At 70.6% G+C, this 17394-nt stretch carries 16 protein-coding genes; 5 read left to right on the top strand and 11 right to left on the bottom strand.

Features of this window, described 5'->3' with window-relative positions:
• The 5 genes from ftsH to dacB form a co-directional block, all read right to left on the bottom strand.
• A complete protein-coding gene (ftsH, locus tag AC0Z9V_RS15275; protein ID WP_485142013.1) occupies positions 1-2058 on the bottom strand; it encodes an ATP-dependent zinc metalloprotease FtsH in 2058 nt (685 codons plus the stop codon).
• Positions 2059-2237: 179 nt separating this feature from the next.
• Entirely contained in the window at positions 2238-2789 is a 552-nt protein-coding gene (hpt, locus tag AC0Z9V_RS15270; protein WP_104116634.1) for a hypoxanthine phosphoribosyltransferase, read from the bottom strand.
• Positions 2790-2792: 3 nt separating this feature from the next.
• Complete coding sequence (gene tilS, locus AC0Z9V_RS15265; RefSeq protein ID WP_485142012.1) at positions 2793-3926, bottom strand: tRNA lysidine(34) synthetase TilS; 1134 nt, start codon at positions 3924-3926, stop codon at positions 2793-2795.
• On the bottom strand, positions 3919-5058 hold the full coding sequence (locus tag AC0Z9V_RS15260; RefSeq protein WP_485142011.1) for a zinc-dependent metalloprotease: 1140 nt from the start codon (positions 5056-5058) through the stop codon (positions 3919-3921). The genes tilS and AC0Z9V_RS15260 overlap by 8 nt, the downstream gene beginning before the upstream one ends.
• Before the next feature lie 67 nt (positions 5059-5125).
• Positions 5126-6565, bottom strand: a complete 1440-nt coding sequence (gene dacB / locus AC0Z9V_RS15255; protein ID WP_485142010.1) for a D-alanyl-D-alanine carboxypeptidase/D-alanyl-D-alanine endopeptidase — start codon at positions 6563-6565, stop codon at positions 5126-5128.
• A 173-nt stretch (positions 6566-6738) separates the two neighbouring features.
• Here dacB and AC0Z9V_RS15250 point away from each other — a divergent pair, with 173 nt between their 5' ends.
• A complete protein-coding gene (locus tag AC0Z9V_RS15250; protein ID WP_485142009.1) occupies positions 6739-7305 on the top strand; it encodes an inorganic diphosphatase in 567 nt (188 codons plus the stop codon).
• A 141-nt stretch (positions 7306-7446) separates the two neighbouring features.
• The gene (locus AC0Z9V_RS15245; RefSeq protein WP_133080080.1) at positions 7447-8076 is read left to right on the top strand and encodes a hypothetical protein; all 630 of its coding nucleotides are present in this window, start codon (positions 7447-7449) and stop codon (positions 8074-8076) included.
• A gap of 35 nt (positions 8077-8111) precedes the next feature.
• On the opposite strand, the gene AC0Z9V_RS15240 is transcribed toward AC0Z9V_RS15245, so the two are convergent.
• Together AC0Z9V_RS15240 and serS are read right to left on the bottom strand one after the other, a co-directional pair.
• Entirely contained in the window at positions 8112-8948 is an 837-nt protein-coding gene (locus tag AC0Z9V_RS15240) for an HAD family hydrolase (protein WP_133080079.1), read from the bottom strand.
• A gap of 44 nt (positions 8949-8992) precedes the next feature.
• Positions 8993-10273 carry a serine--tRNA ligase gene (gene serS, locus AC0Z9V_RS15235; RefSeq protein WP_485142008.1) on the bottom strand — a complete coding sequence of 427 codons (1281 nt, stop codon included), beginning with the start codon at positions 10271-10273 and terminating at the stop codon, positions 8993-8995.
• 67 nt (positions 10274-10340) lie between these two features.
• Here serS and AC0Z9V_RS15230 point away from each other — a divergent pair, with 67 nt between their 5' ends.
• On the top strand, positions 10341-11510 hold the full coding sequence (locus AC0Z9V_RS15230; RefSeq protein WP_485142007.1) for a diacylglycerol/lipid kinase family protein: 1170 nt from the start codon (positions 10341-10343) through the stop codon (positions 11508-11510).
• Between the two features lie 12 nt (positions 11511-11522).
• Here AC0Z9V_RS15230 and AC0Z9V_RS15225 read toward each other — a convergent pair whose 3' ends face one another.
• The 4 genes from AC0Z9V_RS15225 to AC0Z9V_RS15210 all read right to left on the bottom strand — a co-directional run bounded on the left by AC0Z9V_RS15225 (position 11523) and on the right by AC0Z9V_RS15210 (position 14264).
• Complete coding sequence (locus tag AC0Z9V_RS15225) at positions 11523-11870, bottom strand: hypothetical protein (protein ID WP_133080076.1); 348 nt, start codon at positions 11868-11870, stop codon at positions 11523-11525.
• Positions 11871-11956: 86 nt separating this feature from the next.
• On the bottom strand, positions 11957-12931 hold the full coding sequence (locus AC0Z9V_RS15220) for a DNA topoisomerase IB (protein ID WP_133080075.1): 975 nt from the start codon (positions 12929-12931) through the stop codon (positions 11957-11959).
• 77 nt (positions 12932-13008) lie between these two features.
• The gene (gene pheA, locus AC0Z9V_RS15215) at positions 13009-13941 is read right to left on the bottom strand and encodes a prephenate dehydratase (protein ID WP_133080074.1); all 933 of its coding nucleotides are present in this window, start codon (positions 13939-13941) and stop codon (positions 13009-13011) included.
• Positions 13938-14264 carry a rhodanese-like domain-containing protein gene (locus AC0Z9V_RS15210; protein WP_133080073.1) on the bottom strand — a complete coding sequence of 109 codons (327 nt, stop codon included), beginning with the start codon at positions 14262-14264 and terminating at the stop codon, positions 13938-13940. Before AC0Z9V_RS15210 ends, pheA begins: the two co-directional genes overlap by 4 nt.
• Before the next feature lie 147 nt (positions 14265-14411).
• Between AC0Z9V_RS15210 and AC0Z9V_RS15205 the strand changes: the two genes are divergently transcribed.
• The gene (locus tag AC0Z9V_RS15205) at positions 14412-15851 is read left to right on the top strand and encodes an amidase (RefSeq protein ID WP_485142006.1); all 1440 of its coding nucleotides are present in this window, start codon (positions 14412-14414) and stop codon (positions 15849-15851) included.
• Entirely contained in the window at positions 15852-17315 is a 1464-nt protein-coding gene (locus AC0Z9V_RS15200) for a peptide MFS transporter (RefSeq protein WP_485142005.1), read from the top strand.
• The last annotated feature ends 79 nt before the right edge of the window (positions 17316-17394 follow it).

Below are 17394 nucleotides of genomic sequence, written 5' to 3'. Positions count from 1 at the left end.
CTAGCCGTCCCGGCTGTCCCCGGGGCGGTCGCCCGACTCGGGCGACGGGAGGTCCGAGCCCCGGACGTCGAAATCACCGGGGATGTCCGCGTCGGCGATCTGGTCCTGCGGCGCCACGGATTCCGGGGTGGGCCGGCCGCTCTCCAGTGCTTCCGCGCGTTCCTTCGGGGACGTGACCGGCGGCAGCGAGTGCACGGGGCGCGTCTGCTTGGACAGCCACACCTCGCGCAGGTCGCGCTTGCGCACGTTGTGGAAGACCTCGGCGATCTCCGCCTGGTTGAGCGTCTCGCGCTCGAGCAGCTCGAGCGCCAGCTGGTCCAGGACGTCGCGGTTCTCGGTGAGGATCTGGTACGCCTCGTCGTGCGCGTTGTCGATCAGGCGGCGGACCTCCTCGTCGACCACCAGGGCGATCTGGTCGGAGTAGTCGCGGTCGCTGCCCATGTCGCGGCCGAGGAAGGGCTCGCCGGCTCCCTGGCCGAGCTTCACGGCGCCGATGCGCTCGCTCATGCCGTACTGGGTGACCATCTTGCGAGCGGTCCCCGTGGCCTTCTCGATGTCGTTGGAGGCACCCGTGGACGGATCGTGGAACACGATCTCCTCGGCCACCCTGCCGCCCATGGCGTAGGCGAGCTGGTCGAGCAATTCGTTCCTGGTCACCGAGTACTTGTCGTCGCTCGGCATGACCATCGTGTATCCGAGGGCGCGTCCGCGCGGCAGGATGGTCACCTTGGTCACGGGGTCGGTGTTGCGGAGCGCCGCCGCCACCAGGGCGTGGCCGCCCTCGTGGTACGCCGTGATCTTCCGTTCGAGTTCCTTCATCACGCGGCTGCGCTTCTGGGGGCCGGCGATCACGCGGTCGATGGCCTCGTCGAGTGCGCGGTCGTCGATCAGCTGGGCGTTCGAACGGGCCGTCAGGAGTGCCGCCTCGTTGAGGACGTTCGCGAGGTCCGCGCCGGTGAAGCCTGGCGTCTTCTTCGCCACGGCCTTCAGGTCCACGTTGGACGCCATGGGCTTGCCCTTGGCGTGCACCGAGAGGATGTGCTCGCGGCCCTTCATGTCGGGGGCCTCGACGCCGATCTGGCGGTCGAAGCGTCCCGGGCGCAGGAGCGCGGGATCGAGGACGTCGGGACGGTTGGTCGCGGCGATCAGGATGACGTTGGTGGTCGCGTCGAAGCCGTCCATCTCGACGAGGAGTTGGTTCAGGGTCTGCTCGCGCTCGTCGTTGCCACCACCGACGCCCGCACCGCGGTGGCGGCCGACGGCGTCGATCTCGTCCACGAAGATGATGGCGGGCGAGTTGTTCTTCGCCTGCTCGAACAGGTCGCGGACGCGGGACGCGCCGACGCCGACGAACATCTCGACGAAGTCGGATCCGGAGATGGAGTAGAAGGGGACGCCGGCCTCACCGGCGACGGCGCGTGCGAGGAGGGTCTTGCCGGTCCCGGGAGGGCCGTACAGCAGGACGCCCTTGGGGATCTTGGCGCCGAGGGCCTGGAACTTGGCGGGCTCCTGCAGGAACTCCTTGATCTCGAGCAGTTCCTCGACCGCCTCGTCGGCACCCGCGACATCGTTGAACGTCACCTGGGGCATGTCCTTGGAGATGAGCTTGGCCTTGGACTTGCCGAACTGCATGACCTTGGAGCCGCCGCCCTGCATGCGGCTGAGCAGGAACCAGAAGATGACGCCGAGGATCAGGATGGGGAAGATCAGGCCGGCGAGGCTGAGCAGCCAGTTGCTCTCGGCGGGCTGGTCGGTGAAGCCGTCGGTGTCCGAGGTGTTGATGGCATCGACGACGCTCTCCGCGCGGGCGGTGCTGTAGTAGAACTGGACGCTCTCGCCCTTGCCCTCGTAGTCCTCACGGAGGGTGAGGTCTACGCGCTGCTCGCCGTCGTAGATCTTGGCCTGCGACACCTTGTCATCTTCGAGGAGCTGGAGCCCGACGTTGGTGTCGACGCGGGAACTGCCCGTGCCGAAGAGGCTCGGGAGGACCAGGAGGAGCGCAACGACCGCGAGGACGATCCAGAAGAAGGGCCCCTTGAAGATGTTCTTGAATTTCATACGTCTCAGGGCAGCAAGCCCTGTCCCTCCTGCTGATGCAAGTAAAAGTGTGCGGGCGCACTGCTGCGTGGGTGCCCGTGGAGCACCTCAACATATACACCGTCCGAGATTCACCACGCGCGGATTGTGGCAATAGTTCCCTCTTGGCGTACTCCCCGCATGGGGCGAGGGGGAATCCCCTATTCGTAGACGTGCGGCGCGAGGGTGCCGATGAAATCGAGGTTGCGGTACTTCTCGGCGAAATCGAGGCCGTAGCCGACGACGAATTCGTTGGGGATGTCGTAGCCCACGTATTTGACGTCGATATCGACCTTCGCGGCGTCGGGCTTGCGCAGCAGGGTGCAGATCTCGACCGATGCCGGTCCGCGGGACAGGAGGTTGGCCTTGAGCCAGGACAGCGTCAGACCGGAATCGATGATGTCCTCGGCGATCAGGACGTGCTTGCCCATGAGGTCGGTCTCGAGGTCCTTGAGGATCCGGACCACGCCGGAGGACTGCGTTCCCGAGCCGTAGGACGAGACCGCCATCCAGTCCATGGTGATGTGGGAGTGGAGTGCGCGTGCGAGGTCCGCCATGACCATCACCGCACCCTTCAGGACACCCACGAGGAGGATGTCCCGGCCCTGGTAGTCGGCATCGATCTGCTGGGCCAGCTCGTTGATCCGCTGCTGGATCTCTTCCCTGGTGTAGAGGACGTGCTTGAGATCTGACTGGACGTCGTTGGAATCCACCGATTACTCCTGGGTTGGACGGCGCGACTGCTTCACGCCGGGGCCATTGCTTCTAAGGACAAGATTGCCATAGCTCGGCTCTCCCCGGAGAACCGCCCGCCCCCGCACCTGGCGGTGGACGCTCACCTTCCCGCCCAGTTGCACCGGACCGGCGGACCCCTTCCTGTCGAGCAGGGACTCGGCGGCGCGGAGGCGTTCGAAGCTCGGCTGGAAGGCCCCCAGTTCGAGCGCGGCGAGGGCGAGGACCCGCTGCCTCAGGGCTGCGGGCAGGTCCCTCAGCCCTTTCTCGGACAGCAGGATGCCGCCGTCGTCGAGCCGCCGGAGCTGCTGGTAGGCCTCGGCGCTCAGGCGTTCGAGGTGGTCCGCGTCCTGCCCGAGGATCCGTGCGGTCCGGGACAGCGCCTGGGCGATGCCCGGGCCGAGCTGCTCCTCGAGGAACGGCAGCACGTCGACGCGGACGCGTGAGCGGGCGTAGGCCGGGTCGAGGTTCGTCGGGTCGTGCCAGGGGTCGAGCCCGTAGAAGTCGCAGATGGCCTCGGTGTCCGAGCGGCGCAGTTCGAGGAACGGGCGGACGTAGAGGCCGCGGCGTGCGGGCATCCCTGCGAGCGAGCGTGTGCCGGAACCGCGCGCCAGCCCGAGGAGCACCTGTTCCGCCTGGTCGTCGAGGGTGTGCCCGAGCAGCACGGCGGCGGCTCCGAGCCGTGCGGCGGCGTCGTCGAGTGCCGCATACCGTGCGGTCCTGGCCGCCGCTTCGGGTCCCATGCCCTCGCGTTCGACGGCGACGCGCCGCACCTCGACGGGGTCGAGCCCGAGTTCGCGCGCGGCGTCGGCGGCGGCCGCGGCCGTCCGGGCACTGCCGGCCTGCAGTCCGTGGTCGACGACGACGGCCCCGACGCGACAGCGGCCCGTGTGCGCGAAGTGCGCCGCGACGGCCGCCAGGGCCAGTGAATCCGGTCCGCCGCTGCACGCGACGAGCACCAGCGGCAGGTCCCGGGCGGCACGGCCGCCAGGGGCACCCGACGATGCGGCCTCGCCACGATCCTGCCGCACCGCATCCGCCAGGAGTCCCTGCAGGCTCGCCTCGAGCAGGTTGCGTGCGGCCCCGACGGCGGGAAGCAGGCGGGGGCGCCTAGCCATGACGGCGGAGGCTCATCCTGTCGATCCACTCGTCGGCGGCGTGGATCTCCCGCTCGGTGGGCAGGTGGGAGGCGGACTCCCAGACCGCGTTGAAGCCCTCCATGCCCGTCTGGCTGACGACGCGGCGCACGAACCTCGAGCCGTCGCTGTACTGGCGCATCTTCGCGTCCAGTCCCAGAAGCTGCCGGATGACCTTCTCGAGCGGCCCGCGGGACTTCCCCCGGGCGTTGAAACGGCGACGGATGGTCTTGACCGACGGCACGATGCTCCCGTCCACACCGTCCATCACCACGTTCGCGTGGCCCTCGAGCAGACTCATGACGGCGGTGAGGTGGGACAGGCGCGCCTTGTCGTCCGGGTCCTGCAGGATCGACAGCACGCCGACCTCCTGGGACGGCAGGGCGTCCACGGCCGGACCCTCCCCGCGGGCACGCGCCCTGCCCGCGGCGATGTTCCTCACGACCGCACCGAGGCGCTCCGAGACAGTGTCCGCCTTGTCCATCAGCCCGGACGTCAGCTGGCCGATGTGGCTCGTCATGTGGTCCTTGAGCCAGGGGGCCGCGGCGAACTGGACGCGGTGCGTCTGCTCGTGGAGGCACACCCACAGCCGGAAGTCGGACGGGTCCACGTTCAGTTCCCGCTCCACCGAGATGATGTTGGGCGCCACGAGCATCAGCCGCCCGCCCTGCCCGTTGCGCGACGGCACGAACGGATCGTACTGGCCCAGGACCTTGCTCGAGAGGAACGCCAGGATGGCACCGAGCTGTGCCCCCGTGACCGTTCCGCCGAGGGCGAGGGACGCCGACCTCAGGACCTCGGGACGGGATGCCGCGAGCTGGTCCAGGGCAGGTTCCATGAGCGTGCGGAAGCTCTGGGAATTGGCCCTCGACCACGTCGCGCGGTCGACGACGAGCAGCTCGGAGTCCCGCAGGTCCCGCGCGGCGTCGAGCCGGGAGATGGCGTGGACGTGGCCGACGGACGCATCGGCCAGCTCCCGCATGTTCTGGACGGCGCGGGCGATGTCCGCGGGCGCCATGGTGGGTCCGGCAGGGGTCAGCGATGCCGCGGTGGAGGCCGCGACGTCCCAGTTGACCAGCTGCGGACGGGGTGCTGCGGGCTCGTTCCTGGACATGCGCCTATTCGATCACATCCTGCCGACGGCGGCTCCCAGAGAATGGGCAGGATCAGCCCGTAGGGGCTCAGCGGCAGCCGCATCCCGCGAGCAGTCCGGCCGCGCGGTCCGCCGCGGCGCGCGCCTCCGCCGTGGTGCCGTCGAGTCCGGAGGCGAGGAAGGAGAAGACGAGCAGGCGGCCGTCGGCGGTGACGACGTGCCCCGTGAGCCCGGTGACGGCATTGAGCGTCCCCGTCTTCGCACGGACGGTCCCCGCACCCGCACCCGCACCCGCCCCGTCCTCGGCCGTGAACCGTGTCGCCAGCGTCCCGGTCAGACCGGCGATGGGGAGCGATCGCGCGACGGCCGCGAGGCCGGGCTCCTGCGACGTGGTGGTGCCGCGGACCAGCTGGGCGAGGTGGGCCGGGGACACGGCGTTGCGGACGGACAGTCCTGCTGCGTCGCCGACGCTGAGCCCCTCCTGGGGCACGCCGAGGCGCACGGCCGCGGCGGTGATCGCCTCGGTGGCTCCCCCGAAGGATGCCGGCCGTCCGCTCTCGAGCGCGGCGATCCGCGCCAGGGCTTCGGCGAGGTAGTTGTCGGAGATCTCGAGCATGTGGCGCATCTGCTCCTCCAGCGGCGCGGAGGCGACGGCGGCGACGGTCTCGGCGTCCTCGGGAGCCACCTGGCGCCGGACATCGAGGGCCACCGCGATCCCGCGCTCCCCGGCTGCCGCCACGAGCGCGGCGGTGAACGCGCGGGCGGCGTCAAGCGCTGCGTCCTGGGATCGCGGCCCGCCGGTCCTGCCTTCCTCGAGCCATGCCGAGTTGACGGCGAGCGCGTGGACCGGCGCGACCTCCCCCGCCTGGACGTCGCCGTCCGCCCAGGTCGGGTTGAGGGTGGCACCGGCGAAGAGGGAGTCGTCGAGGTAGACGCTGTAGGGGCCGGAGCCGTCGGGCAGGGCGTCGGCCGCGTCGGCGGCGAGGGTGGCGAGGCCTGCCCGCCCGATCACGGCGTCGGGGTCGGAGGGACCGGAGCCGAGGAGGACGTCACCCCCGCCGCGCAGGTAGAGCGCTCCGGGCGCGGTCCCCGAGGTGAGGACCGTCGTCTCCAGCACCTGGTCCGGCCGGCCGTAGGTCATGGCCGCGACGGCGGTGAGGAGCTTGATGTTCGACGCCGGTGGCTGCGGGCGGTCGGCGTCCCTCGCGTACAGCACGGCACCGTCCGCGGAGTCGATGACGGTGCCCGCGAAGCTCCCGGGCCCGGGGATCGCCAGGGCGGCGTCCAGCTGTGGGCCGAGGACCGCGGGGTCCGGTGCGGGCGCCGCCGGGGAGAGGGGGGTCACGACGTCGGGCAGGGGGACCGCCGTCGGCGGCACCTGCGGGGAGGGCGTCACGGGAGGTGCCGAAGGGGCGGGATTTACGGCCGCGAGGACCCGGGGCGTCAGGTACACGGCCAGGGGTACGGCAATCCCCACCATCACCAGGACCAGGAGGAGACCGGTCAGCAGGCGGAGCGGGCGCTTCATGGTGTCCTTTCGCAAGGTCCGGCGGGGCAGCGCCGCAACCACGAGGAAATGCTCTGGTACCGGCGGCCGACCGATATGTTAGGGCTGACGAATGAAACACTAGACCGGCCGGGCGGCCCTCCAGCGGAGGGCGCGGCCGCCGGCTGCCACCGCACCTAGCCCCAGGAGTTGCCATGAAGCTCGACGTCACCATCGAGATCCCGAGGGGATCGCGCGTCAAGTACGAGATCGACCACGACACCCACCGGCTGCGCCTCGACCGCGTCCTGTTCACGGCCATGCAGTACCCCACGCACTACGGCTACTTCGAGAACACGCTCGGCGAGGACGGCGATCCGCTGGACGCGCTCGTCCTGCTGCAGGACTTCGACCTCATCCCGGGCGTGCTCGTCGAGTCGCGCCCGATCGGCGTCTTCAACATGACGGACGACGGCGGCGGGGACGCGAAGGTGCTGTGCGTACCCGTGGATCCCCGCTTCGACCACATCAAGGACCTGTCCGACGTCTCGGACTTCCTGCTCGACGAGATCAAGCACTTCTTCACGAAGTACAAGGACCTCGAGCCGGGCAAGTGGGTCGAGGCCGCCGACTGGGCCGGGCGCGAGGAGGCCGAGGCCGAGGTCGAGGCGTCGCTGAAGCGCTTCCAGGAGATCGGCGAGGGCAGCGCGCAGGACGAGCCCCAGGGCCGCTCCGTCGATGTGGAGGCGAAGAACGCCACGGAGACCCCCGAGGGCCGCTAGGACGTCCCCTGCAGGAGCTCCCGCCAGGGACGGCGGGAGCTCCTGCGTTTCCGGCCCCTCCTCCGCCCGCTGCGGGGCCCTGAGCCGCCCCGATCAACCGGAAGGCGTTGATTTCGGCGGTAGGTCCCCCATACTGGGGCCATGCACTACGTCCTGACCATCAACCAGCGTGACTCGCGTGAGGCCGGGGACCTGGTCGGCGACCTCCTCAGGGTCCTGCGCCGGCTCCCCACCGTGATCCCGTTCCAGCGCTCGGTCGGCGACGAGGTGCAGGGCGTCGTGGATGCGGCGTCCACGGCGGTCGACGCCGCGCTGCAGGCCATCCGCTACCGGCGCTGGCACGTGGGTATCGGCGTCGGCGGCCTCACGCCCCCGGTCCCCGAGCGGCTCGTCGACGCGCAGGGCTACGGGCTCGTGTACGCGCGCCGCGCGGTGGACCGCGCCCGGAAGACCGGCGAGCGGATCCCCCTCGCGGTGGAGGGGCCCGACGGCGGTATCGCGGCCGAGGCCGAGGCGGTGCTGCGACTGCTCGGGCAGATCGTGTACACGCGCACGGACGCGGAGTGGGCCGTCCTGGACCTCATGACGCCGGGTGCCCGCGGGCAGCAGAAGTACGTCGCGCAGGAACTCGGCATCACCACGCAGGCCGTGAGCCGCGCCGTCGTCCGCTCGCACTGGATGGAGGAGTGGGCCACGCGGCCCGCGGCAGCCCGCCTGCTGGACCTCACGCACGGACCGGCATCACTGCCCGAGGCGGCCCTGGCGTACTGACGGGGTCGGACGGAGTCGGACGGAGTCGGACGGAGTCAGACGATCGAGCGCAGGACCTTCGCGGCGCCGTCGTCGTACACGCTGCCCGTGACCTCCGACGCCGCAGCACGGACCTCCTCGGGTGCCTGCCCCATCGCGACCCCGCGGCCGGCCCACTCGAGCATCTCGACGTCGTTCCGGCCGTCGCCGACGGCGACCGTGAGGCTGCGGTCGGTCCCGAGGCGCTGCCGGAGGGCCTCCAGGGCGCTGGCCTTCGTGACGCCCGAGGCGGCGATGTCCAGCCAGGCGGTCCAGCCCACGGAGTAGGTCACCCCGTGCAGCCCGATCGACGCGACGGCGTTCCCGAACTCGTCGGCCGAACTGTCGGTGCTGAACACCACCACACGCACGGCCCGGCTCTCGAGCATCTCCTCGAAGCCGACGCTCTGCGCCTCGGAACCGAAGCTCGCGTCCTGGAAGCTCTCCGTGGACAGGAAGCGGCCGCGGTCGTCCTCGAGCGCGTACTTGGCGGAGGGGAGCCGCTCGCGGAGCGCGGTGAGGGCGGGTCTCGGATCGAAGGTGACGCGTTCGAGGACCTCGAATCCCTCCGGCAGCGCCGCGTCGATCCTCAGTGTGACCCCGCCGTTGGAGCAGACCGCGTAACCGCGCGTGATACCGAGGAGCCGGATCACGGGGAGGGTGGCCCCGAGGGACCGGCCCGTGGCGATGATGACGTCGTGCCCGGCTTCGATGACGGCCCGCGCGGCGTCCCGCACCTCTTCGGTCATCGACCCCTCGTGATCCACGAGGGTGCCGTCGACGTCGAGGGCGACGAGGTGGTGCTTCCTGTTCTCCTGCCGGTCATCGATGCCGGCATCGCTCAAAGTACTCATGGTTCAGTGAACCAGACCTCACTGAAGCCCCGGTAGGACGGCGCTCACAGTACCGGAAGTGTTTCCAGACCGTTAAGATAAGGCCGCAGCGCCGCCGGTACGGTGACGGAACCGTCCGGGTTCTGGTGGTGCTCGAGGATCGCCACGATCCAGCGGGTGGTCGCCAGCGTCCCGTTCAGGGTGGCGACGGCGCGCGTCCCCTTTTGGCCCTCCCCGTCCTGGCGCTCGCGGATGTTCAGCCGGCGGGCCTGGAAGGTCGTGCAGTTCGACGTCGACGTCAGCTCGCGGTAGTCCCCCTGGGTGGGGACCCACGCCTCGCAGTCGAACTTCCGTGCGGCGGACATCCCGAGGTCGCCGGCCGCCGTGTCGATGACGCGGTACGGCAGTTCCACCTTCGCGAGCATCTCCTCCTCCCAGGCGAGCATGCGCTCGTGCTCCGCAGCGGCGTCCTTGACGGTCGTGTAGGTGAACATCTCGACCTTGTTGAACTGGTGCACGCGGATGATGCCGCGCGTGTCCTTGCCGTGGGACCCCGCCTCGCGGCGGTAGCAGGAGGACCAGCCGGCGTACCGGACCGGACCCGCACCGAGGTCGAGGATCTCGTCCGAGTGGTACCCGGCCAGCGCCACCTCGGAGGTGCCCACGAGATACAGGTCGTCCGCCTCGAGCCGGTAGATCTCGGCGTCGTGGGCGATGTCGAAGCCGGTGCCCTGCATGGTCTCGGGCCGCACCAGGGTGGGGGTGATCATCGGGATGAAGCCGGCGCGGATCGCCTGGTCGAGGGCCATCTGCAGCAGGGCGAGCTCGAGGCGGGCACCGACGCCCTTCAGGAAGTAGAAGCGCGAACCGGACACCTTGGCGCCGCGCTCCATGTCGATGGCGCCGATCAGCTCGCCGATCTCGAGGTGGTCGCGGGGCTCGAAACCCTCGGCCGCGAAGTCCCGCGGGGTGCCGACCTTCTTCACCACGACGTAGTCGTCCTCGCCGCCTTCGGGGACGCCGTCCTGCACGAGGTTCGGCAGCTTGCGCAGGAGCGCCTCCTGCTCGGCCTTGGCCTCCTCGGAGCGTGCCGCGGCGGCCTTGACGGACGCCGCGAGTTCCTTGACCTCGGCCAGGAGGGCCTGCTTCTCCTCGCCCTTGGCCTGGGCCACCCGCTTGCCGAAGGCGTTCTGCTCGGCTCGCAGCGTCTCGTAGGCCGTCACGGACTCCCGCCGCGTCGTGTCCGCCGCGAGGACGGCGTCGACGAGGGACTCATCCGCCCTGCGGGCGCGCTGCGATGCTCGGAACTGCTCGGGATTCAGGCGGAGGTCGTTGACGTCGATCACCCGTCAAGACTACCCAAACCCGGCGGCACGGCCGCCCGCGGTGGCCGTGCCGCTATTCTGGATGACCATGCGCCGCAAACTGCTTGCCGGAACCGCCGCGGCGTCCGCCGCCGTCGCGTCCCTCCAGACGTACTGGTCCGTCCGGCGGCTGCAGCAGACCCGCACCCCCACCGCCTCCGTCCACGAGCCGACGCCGGTGGCGGCGGGCCCGCAGCGCGTCGCACTCGTGCTGAATCCCTCGAAGCTCCAGGCCGACGCGACGCGTGCCCTCGTGGAGCAGGCGTGCTCGGACGCCGGCTGGGAACCCCCGCTCGTCCTCGAGACCACCATCGAGGATCCGGGCACGGGGCAGGCCGCGCAGGCACTTGCGGCCGGGGCCGACGTCGTCATCGCGGCCGGCGGCGACGGCACGGTGCGTGCCGTGGCGCAGGCACTCGCGCACCAGCCCGCCGCGCTCGGCCTGCTGCCCCTCGGGACCGGGAACCTCCTCGTCCGGAACCTCGGCCTGCCGTACAACGACATCGCGGGCTGCCTCCGGCTCGCCCTGCACGGCTCCGAGCGGCGCATCGACATGGCCCGGATCAGGCTGCGCAACGACCGCAGCGAGGTGGTGTCCGAGCACCCGTTCCTCGTCATGGGCGGCGTGGGCTTCGACGCGAGCGTGGTGGCCGACGCGAAGCAGGACCTGAAGGAGAAATTCGGCTGGCTCGCCTACAGCGAGGCCGGGGTTCGCCACCTGCCCGGCAGGCGCCGGCGCATCTCGATCAGCCTCGACGGACAGCCACCGCAGAGCAGGAAGGTCCGCAGCCTCCTCGTCGCGAACTGCGGCAAGCTGCCGGCGGGGGTGGATTTCGTGCCCGACGCCGTGATCGACGACGGCTACCTCGACGTCGTGGTGCTGAGCCCCCGCAGCCTGCTCGGCTGGACCTGGATGGCCGCGAAGATCCTCTCGCGGCACCGCGGCGTCATCCCGGTCATCAGCTACTACCGCGCCCGGGAGGTGACCGTCTGGTCAGCCGATCCGATCGCCACCCAGCTCGACGGCGATCCCTCCGGTTCCATCACCTCGCTGACCGCCCGGGTGGACCCGGACGCACTGATGGTCCGGGTGCCGGTGACGGCTCCCGGACCATCAGGGTCCTCGGTGCTGCCGCTGCCCGACTGGCACCGGCGGTGGCCCAGGACGTGGCAGCAGGGCTGGCAGCGGGGCCGGCAGAAGGTCCTGCGCCGCCCCTAGGGCCGGTCCGTCCTAGCGGTCGCGGTCCGTGTACTCGCCCTGGCCCTCGGGCTCGTCGATGAGGGGCTTGTCCTTGTCGGTGTACTCGCCCTCCTCGGCCGGGTCCTGCGACGAGGTGTAGCCACCGGAGGCTCCGGCGGGATCCGAGCTGGTGTAGTGGCCCTCCTGCTCGGAGGCGTCGACGGCCTCCGACGGGTCGCGGTCGGCGCGGCCGGCCTGCTCGTTGATGAGGGCCTGCTCCTCGGCGAAGCGGACGTCGTTCCCCTGGTCGCCCATATCGCCCTGCCAGTTGGGGTCCGACGTCGAGCCGTCGCCCTCGTTGGGGTTCACGATGTGTCCTCCATGAGCGTTCTCGGTCATGATGCTTCCTTTCGTCGACGGATGCGCTCCTCGTTGGGCGCCCGCTGCCAGCGTACTGACCGGCGGGATGGTTGGAAATGTGCTGTTCAGTCCCGCAGGAGTTCCTGCACGGCCTTCTCCGAGGCGGAGTAGGTGGTGATGGGGATGACCTCGCCGCTCATGAACCGGTCCACGAGCCTCGGGTCGACGTACGAGCTCCTGGCGACGGTCGGCGTGTTGCCGAGGTGGTCGGCCACGGCCTTCATGGTCGCCGTCACGGCCTTCTGGCGGGCCGTGCGGCTCGTCGCCTTCAGGTCCTCCTTGGCCAGCGCCATGGCCGCGACGACGGTGGCCTGCCAGGTCCGGAAGTCCTTCGCCGTGAACGGACCGCCGGTCACCTGCCGGAGGAACTCGTTGAGCAGGGAGCCGTCCACGTGGTGCCACTTGCCGTCCTCCGTCTGGTAGGCGAGCACCGTGTCGGCGTCCTCGCGCTCCATCATGGGCCGCAGGGCACCGGCGAGGTCCTCGTCCTCGAGCCGCGTCTCCCAGTGCTGCCCGCTCTTCCCGGGGAAGTCGAAGGTGATGATGGAGCCCTCGATCGTGCAGTGCTCCACGAGGAGGGTCGTGACGCCGAAGGAACCGTTCGCCTCGGCGTACTGGGCCGACCCGATCCTCAGCGCCCCGGCGTCGACGATCCGCAGCGCAGCGGCGAATGCGCGTTCCCTCGTCACGCCATCACTGCGCAGGTGCTGGGTGATGGCCCGGCGGGCGCTCGGCAGCTTCGCTCCGAAGTCCAGGGCGCGGTCGAACTTCTCGCGGTCCTTCTGCTCGCGCCATGCCGGGTGGTACATGTACTGGCGCCGGCCGGCGTCGTCCGTGCCGATCGCCTGGACGTGACCGTTCGGATAGGGCGCGATCCACACGTCCTTCCACGCCGGCGGGATCACGAGGTCCCGGATGCGCTCGATCTCGTCGCGGTCCTGCAGCAGCTCGCCGTTCGGGGCGCGGTAGCTGAACCCCTTGCCGTGGCGGCGGCGGGTGATACCGGGCCTGCGCGTGTTGCTGCGGCGCAATCGAGCCATCGTGGAACCAGCCTTTTGTGGGAGGAGGACCTTCGATAGTAAGCCTACTGTGCTTTCGGTCCTCCCGGCGCCCCCCGCTATCGCCCTCCGGTGATCCCGCCCAGCCAGGCATCGGCGGCACCGAAGGCGTCGTCGGACGTGTGGCGTTCGACGGCGGGGGTGCGGCGGTCGGCGCGGGCGTAGGACCCGAGGAAGCGCAGTCCCGGACTGATCCGGTGCAGCCCCTTGAGGGCGTCGGCCACACGGGCGTCCTCGACATGGCCGTCGGCGTCGACGCTGAAGAAGTAGTCCCCGAGGAAGTGGCCCGTGGGCCTGGACTCGATGCGGCTCAGGTTGACGCCGCGCGCCGCGAACTGGTCGAGGATCTGCATCAGCGCACCCGGGTGGTCGTCGGGCAGGGGGATCACGAGGGTGGTCTTGTCGGCCCCTGTGCGTGGCGGCAGGGCGTCCGGCCTGCCCACCAGCACGAAGCGCGTGACGGCGTCGGTGACGTCCCCGATGTCGGCCGCGAGGACCGCGAGTCCGAGGCGCCCGGCGACGAGGGGGGAGCAGATGGCGGCATCGTAGCCCGCATCCGTGTCGGCCAGCCCGTACGCGGCGGCGGCGGTCGACGACGCCGGGAAGTATTCCGCTTCGCGTATATGAGCATCGACCCAGTTGCGGCACTGCGCCCAGGCGTGGCCGTGCGTGGCGATGCGGCGGACGGCGTCGAGCGGCGTGCCCGGACGGGCAGCCAGCACGAATGTGATCGGCACGAGCTCCTCGCGCAGGATCCGGAGCGGCTCACCCACGGCGATGGCGTCGAGGGTGGCGCTCACCCCGCCCTCCACGGAGTTCTCGATGGGCACCATCGCCGCATCCACGGTTCCGGAGCGGACGGCGTCGAGCGCCGCGCCGACCGTCGACGCCGGGACACGGCGTGCGTCCTCCGCCCCCGGCACCTGGAGCAGTGCGGCTTCCGTGAAGGTCCCCTCCGGGCCCAGGTACGCGTAGGAATCGGACCGTGTCACAGGACGGTCGGCTCGCTGCCCGTCTCGGACACCATCGGCTTGCCGGCCTCGAGCCAGGCACCCATGCCGCCGCTGACGTTGACCGCCGTATAGCCGTTGCCCTCGAGCCACTGGGCTGCGCGCTGCGAGCGGCCACCGCTGCGGCAGATGACGTGCAGGTCCTCGTCCGGATCCAGTTCACCCAGCCGGGCGGGAAGCTGGTCGAGCGGGATGTGCAGCGCGCCGTCGACGTGGCCCGCCTCCCACTCGTAGTCCTCGCGCACGTCGAGGATCCTCGCGTCGTCGGGCACGGCCGTCACCGGTACGTTCTGGGGTTCGCTCATGCGCCTACCTTTTCACGGCCCGGTGGGGTGCCGCCATTGCTACGACCGCACCGGGCGGGGGAACGGCTCCTATAGTTGTCCTTGTCGTTTCTTCACGGGCCCATGGCGCGGCGGGTCCCGGAACCGCCCGCCTCCGATTGGGAACCCATGAGCGAACTCCACGAACTCTCCGCACTCACACTCCGCGACGCGCTGGTGCGCGGCGCGGTCAGCGCCCGCGAGGTCACCGAGCACTTCCTCCGGCGCATCGACACCCTCGACCCCGACCTCGGCTCCTTCGTCACCGTGACCCACGACGACGCCCTGCGGGCCGCCGACCACGCCGACCGGCTGCGTGCGTCCGGAGTGGCCCTCGGCCCGCTCCACGGCGTGCCCCTGGCACACAAGGACCTCACCGACGTCGCCGGCGTGAGGACCACCCTGGGCACGGCGGCCCTCGACCACGCCGTCGCCGAGCAGGACGCCCCGCTGGCCTCGGTGCTGCGCCGGGCCGGCGCCATCAGCCTGGGCAAGACCCAGGTCCCCGAGTTCGGACTGAGCTGCTACAGCGAGAATCGGATCGCCCCACCGGCCCGCAACCCCCTGGACCGTCGCCTCAGCCCGGCCGGATCGTCGGGCGGCAGCGCCGCCGCCGTCGCCGCCGGAATGGTCCCCTTCGCGCCCGGCACCGACGGCGGGGGTTCCATCCGCATCCCGGCGGCGGCGACCGGGCTGGTGGGCCTCAAGCCGAACCGCGGCCGCGTGCCGTCGGGCTCGGGACAGGCGGACCTCGGCCAGTTCGTCGTCGCCGGCCCGCTCGCCCGCTCGGCCGTGGACGCCGGGCTGATGCTCGATGCCCTCGTGCGGGAGCCGAACTACCGGCCCACGAGTGCGGCGTCCCGCTACCCCGGGTCCTTCACCGAGGCCGCGCTGCGGGCCGAGGGCCACTTCCGCATCGGCGTCAGCACGGCCTCCCCCTTCTCCGGCGCGATGGACATCAGCCTGGACAGCGCCGCCACCGATGCCTTCTCCGCCGGGATCCGCCGGCTGCAGCAGGCCGGCCACGACGTCGTCGACGCGGACCTCACCTACGACCGCCGTTACCACGACGCGTTCCAGCTCGTCTGGACGGCCGGCCTCGCCACCGCGCCGATCCCCGACGAGCGCGAGGACCGGCTGACGGACATCACGCGCGTGCTGCGCCGTCGCGCCCTGGGCCGCAGCGCGGCGGATCTCGCGGCCGCCGTCGACGTCCTGCGGCAGTTCGAGCAGGACACCATCAGGCAGTACTCCGGCTTCGACATGGTGCTCACCCCCGCCGTCGCCATGACACCCCGCCCCCTCGGCTGGTACACCGACGCCGACGGCGACACCGACTACCTCCGGCAGTGCCGCTACTCGCCCTTCACGTCGATGGTGAACGTCTGCGGCCTGCCCGCCGTGACCGTGCCCACGCTGCGCCTGCCGGACGGCCTGTCGATGAGCGTGCAGCTCATCGGACGGCCCGGCGAGGAGGCCCAGCTACTCGCCGTGACCGCCCAGATCGAGGCCCTGCGCCAGGAAGATCGCGAATTTACTCCCCTTGCGCCCGGTGGCACCATGGAGTGAATGAGCACAACCCAGCGGACCGCCGCCACCGGCGGGAAAACGTTCTTCGGCCACCCGCGCATGCTGGCGAACCTCTTCAGCGTGGAGCTGTGGGAACGCTTCTCCTTCTACGGCATGCAGGCACTGCTCCTCTACTACATGACCTACTCCCTCGCCGAGGGAGGGCTCGGCTTCGACTCCGCCACGGCCGCGGGCCTCGTCGGGGCCTACGGCGGCGGCGTCTACCTCTCCACCATCCTCGGAGCGTGGCTCGCGGACCGCGTGCTCGGCTCCGAGCGGGTGCTGTTCTACTCGGCCATCATCATCATGTGCGGCCACATCGCCCTCGCCCTGCTGCCCGGCGTCGTCGGACTGGCGATCGGCCTCGTGCTCGTGGGCGTCGGCTCGGGCGGGCTGAAGGCCAACGCCTCGTCGCTCGTCGGCACGCTCTACGCCCCCGGGGACGACCGCCGCGATGCCGGCTTCTCCATCTTCTACATGGGCATCAACATCGGCGCCCTCGTGGGACCGCTGCTGACGAACCTCGCATGGGACGCCTACGGCTTCCACGTCGGGTTCGGACTGGCGGCGATCGGCATGGCCGCGGGGCTCCTCCAGTACGCCGCGACCCGGAAGAACCTCCCGGACGCCGCGCACCTCGTGGAGAACCCGCTCCCCCGCACGGCGTACCCGCGCTGGATCGTCATCGCCGCCGCCGTCGTCGTCCTCCTCGGCGTGGTGCTGGCCACCGGGCTCCTCAATGCCGGCAACCTGGCCAACGTCATGGCCTACACCGCCATCGCGGCGACGATCGCCTACTTCGCGGTCATCCTCTCGAGCAGCAAGGTCAGCGGGGTGGAACGGCGCAGGGTCTACTCCTTCATGCCGCTCTTCCTCGCCAGTGCCGCCTTCTGGTCCCTGTTCCAGCAGCAGTTCACCGTGGTGGCGCTGTACTCGGAGAGCCGGCTGGATCGGAACCTGTTCGGCTGGGAGATGCCGCCGGGCATGGTGCAGTCGATCAACCCGGTCTTCATCATCGTGTTCGCCGGGATCTTCGCGGCCCTCTGGACCCGCCTCGGCAGCCGCCAGCCGTCCTCCCCGCTGAAGTTCTCCTTCGGCCTGATCATCATGGGTGCCGCGTTCCTCGCCTTCATCCCCTTCGCGGGCGGCGGCCCCAACAGCACGCCGCTGGTCGGCCTCGCCGGGATCCTGCTGCTCTTCACCTGGGCCGAGCTCTTCATCTCCCCGATCGGGCTGTCGGTGACCACGAAGCTGGCGCCGGAGGCCTTCCGTACCCAGATGCTGGCCCTGTTCTTCCTGTCGATCTCCCTGGGCACCACGGTGTCCGGCCTGCTCGCGGGGTTCTACTCCGAGGCGAACGAGGTGCCCTACTTCGCCTTCAGCGGCATCACGGCGATCATCCTCGGCGGAGCGCTCATCGCCGGCGCCCCCGCGATCCGGAGGGCCATGAGCGGGGTCCGCTAGGTCCGCGGCACTGCCCGAGGCCGGTGCGGCCCCCGGCATGAACAGGACCCGCCCGGCACCTGCGGGCGGGTCCTGTTGC

It is taken from the genome of Arthrobacter sp. UYP4 (genome assembly GCF_057291175.1).
The sequence above is the reverse complement of the archived record's forward strand: the minus strand, read 5'-3'. Positions and strand labels throughout refer to the sequence as shown.